This is a genomic window from Streptomyces sp. FH025 (genome assembly GCF_017427025.1).
Classification (GTDB): domain Bacteria; phylum Actinomycetota; class Actinomycetes; order Streptomycetales; family Streptomycetaceae; genus Kitasatospora.
The window spans coordinates 1-3,211 of sequence record NZ_JAFLNG010000790.1; the positions used below are offsets into that span (position 1 = coordinate 1).

Below are 3,211 nucleotides of genomic sequence, written 5' to 3' on the forward strand. Positions count from 1 at the left end.
GCCGCCGCCCACCGCCTCGCCCCCGCCCTGGGCGTCCCGCTCCAGGCCGACGCACCCGACCCCGAGGCGCTCTGCGCCGCCGTGGCCGACCGCCTCCCCGAACGACCCGCCGGGGACGTCCGGGCCCTGCTGTACGGCCCGCCCCCGACCGACGACGCCGCGCTGCTGCGGCTCGCCGACGACCTCGACGCCCTCGAAAGGCAGGTACGGAACCCGTGACCGACCAGGCAACCGCCCAGCTCCGCTCCGTCCCCGGCACGGCACCCGCTACCCCCGACACCGACCCGCGGGCGGCGCTGACCGCCCTGCGCGCCGAGATCGGCAAGGCCGTCGTCGGCCAGGACTCCGCCGTCACGGGCCTCGTGGTGGCGCTCCTGTGCGGCGGCCACGTGCTGCTCGAAGGCGTCCCCGGCGTCGCCAAGACCCTGCTGATCCGCACCCTCTCCACCGCGCTCAGCCTGGAGACCAAGCGGATCCAGTTCACCCCCGACCTGATGCCCGGCGACGTCACCGGCTCCCTCGTCTACGACGCCCGCACCGCCGAGTTCTCCTTCCAGCCCGGCCCGGTCTTCACCAACCTGCTGCTCGCCGACGAGATCAACCGCACCCCGCCGAAGACCCAGGCCGCCCTGCTGGAGGCCATGGAGGAGCGGCAGGTCACCGTGGACGGCGAGCCGCGCGCGCTGCCCGTCCCGTTCCTGGTCGCCGCGACCCAGAACCCGGTCGAGTACGAGGGCACCTACCCGCTGCCCGAGGCCCAGCTGGACCGCTTCCTGCTCAAGCTGATCCTGCCGCTGCCCGACCGCGACCAGGAGTTCCAGGTCCTCTCCCGGCACGCCGCCGGCTTCGACCCCCGCGACCTCGCGGCCGCCGGGGTCCGCCCGGTCGCCGGGCCCGAGCACCTCGCCGCCGCCCGCGCGCAGATCGCGAAGCTGACCGTCTCCCCCGAGGTCCTCGCCTACATCGTCGACCTCTGCCGGGCCACCCGGCAGTCCCCGTCGCTGTCCATCGGCGTCTCCCCGCGCGGCGCCACCGCCCTGCTCGCCGCCTCGCGCGCCTGGGCCTGGCTGGCCGGCCGCGACTACGTCACGCCGGACGACGTCAAGGCACTCGCCCTGCCCACCCTGCGGCACCGCGTCGCGCTGCGCGCCGAGGCCGAGATGGAGGGAGTCACCGCCGACTCCGTCATTCAGGCCGTCCTGACCCAGACGCCCGCCCCCCGCTGAACCCACCGCACCGCACCCGTTCCGGGCCTCCGGCCCACGGACCGCACGAACCCAACCGACCGTACGGACTTCACGGGCTTCCGAAGGAGCGCATCCGCATGGCCCTCACCGGGCGAACCGCCCTGATCGCCGCGCTCGGCGCGCTCGTCGTGGGCCTGCTGCTGCCCTCCCCCGCCGGGGTGGGCATCGTCACCGGCGCGGTCCTGCTGGCCGTCCTGGTCGACCTGGTGCTCGCCGCCCCCGTCCGCAGCCTGCGGATCGTCCGGGGCGGCGACACCACCGTCCGGCTCGGCGAGTCCGCCTCGGTCGAACTGACCGTCACCAACCCCTCCGGGCGGCCGCTGCGGGCCCTGGTCCGCGACGCCTGGGCCCCCTCCGCCTGGCGCCCCGGCACCGCCGAGGCCTCCTCCCGGCACGCCCTCACCGTCCCCGGCGGCGAACGGCGCCGCGCCGTGTCCGTCCTCACCCCGAGCCGCCGCGGCGACCACCACGCCCGCCGGGTGACGGTCCGCTCGCTCGGCCCGCTCGGCCTGGCCGGCCGCCAGGGCTCGCACCACGTGCCCTGGACGGTCCGCGCGCTCCCCCCGTTCACCAGCCGCAAGCACCTGCCCTCCCGGCTCGCCCGGCTGCGCGAACTCGACGGCCGCACCTCGGTGTTGACCCGTGGCCAGGGCACCGAGTTCGACTCCCTGCGCGAGTACCTGCCCGGCGACGACGTCCGCTCCATCGACTGGCGCGCCAGCGCCCGCCGCAACACCGTCGCCGTCCGCACCTGGCGCCCCGAACGCGACCGGCACATCCTCGTCGTGCTCGACACCGGCCGCACCTCGGCCGGCCGCGTCGGCGACGCCCCCCGCCTGGACGCCGCCCTCGACGCCGCCCTGCTGCTCACCGCCCTCGCCACCCGCGCCGGTGACCGGGTCGACCTGCTCGCCCACGACGCCCGCAAGCGCGCGGCCGTGGTCGCCAGCTCGCCGCACGAGATCCTTCCGGCCTTCACCAACGCGATGGCCCTCCTGGAGCCCGCGCTCCACGAGACCGACATGCGCTCGCTGGTCTCCACCGCGCTCAAGATGGCGCCGCACCGCTCGCTGATCGTCCTGCTCACCGGCCTCGACGCGGCCCCGGTCGAGGACGGACTGCGCCCGCTGCTACCGCTGCTGACCAAGCGCCACGAGGTCGTCCTCGCCTCGGTCGCCGACCCGCACCTCGACGTCCTCGCCGCCGGCCGCGGCACCCTGGAGGCCGTCTACGGCGCCGCCGCCGCGGAGCAGACCCGCGCCGACCGCCGCCACACCGCCGACCGCCTCACCCGCCACGGCGTCACCGTCCTCGACGCCCCGCCGGCCCGGATCGCCCCGGCCCTGGCCGACACCTACCTGGCGCTGAAGGCGGCCGGCCGCCTCTGACCGCCGCTCAGCCGACCTCAGCCGCGCCGACGGGGTGTGAGCCCGGCGTTGAGTCGGGCCGCCTGGCGCGTCAGGTGGTCGCGCTCGGCGAGGTTGGGAGCCTTATGCGCCGCCTCGGCGTACAGCCGTGCCGCCGTCACGAGGTCACCGTCGCGCTCGTGGAGGTAGGCCTCCACCGCGGCACGGCGGGGCAGCGAGTCGTCCAGCACCGCGAGCGCCGCCAGCCCGGCCCTCGGCCCGTCGGCCTCCCCGACCGCCACCGCCCGGTCGAGCCGAACGACCGGACTGTCCGTCAGTCGTACCAACTCGTCGTACCACTCGACGATCTGCACCCAGTCGGTCTCCTCAGCCGTGGGCGCGTCGGTAGTGCTTGAGAAGCAGGTACTTGGCCATCGTGTTCTCCTCGGTGCTGATACGACCCCATTGTGGTCGCGCTCACCCCGGGGACGGAGCCGGCCACGCGTTCTCGACACGACCGCCCGAACTTTTTTCGGACTTTTGCAGAGACACCGAGGCCGGCTTCCGGAAAACGCGAAGAGCCCCCATCCGGTTTCCCGGATGAGGGCTCTTCTGAAT

General features: G+C 75.2%; 2 protein-coding genes and 2 pseudogenes. 3 read left to right on the plus strand and 1 reads right to left on the minus strand.

What is annotated here, in order from left to right:
• The 3 genes and pseudogenes from J0670_RS33880 to J0670_RS33890 all read left to right on the plus strand — a co-directional run.
• Positions 1 to 219 (plus strand): annotated as a pseudogene (locus tag J0670_RS33880) (DUF4350 domain-containing protein); the annotation flags it as partial.
• Positions 216 to 1,226, plus strand: a complete 1,011-nt coding sequence (locus J0670_RS33885; protein WP_374223228.1) for an AAA family ATPase — start codon at positions 216 to 218, stop codon at positions 1,224 to 1,226. The pseudogene J0670_RS33880 and the gene J0670_RS33885, both read left to right, overlap by 4 nt.
• A gap of 98 nt (positions 1,227 to 1,324) precedes the next feature.
• Positions 1,325 to 2,635, plus strand: coding sequence for a DUF58 domain-containing protein (locus J0670_RS33890; protein ID WP_207816156.1), 1,311 nt, complete (start codon positions 1,325 to 1,327; stop codon positions 2,633 to 2,635).
• Between the two features lie 17 nt (positions 2,636 to 2,652).
• On the opposite strand, the pseudogene J0670_RS33895 reads toward J0670_RS33890, so the two are convergent.
• Positions 2,653 to 2,997: pseudogene (locus J0670_RS33895) on the minus strand (RNA polymerase subunit sigma-24); the annotation flags it as partial.
• Positions 2,998 to 3,211: the final 214 nt, after the last annotated feature.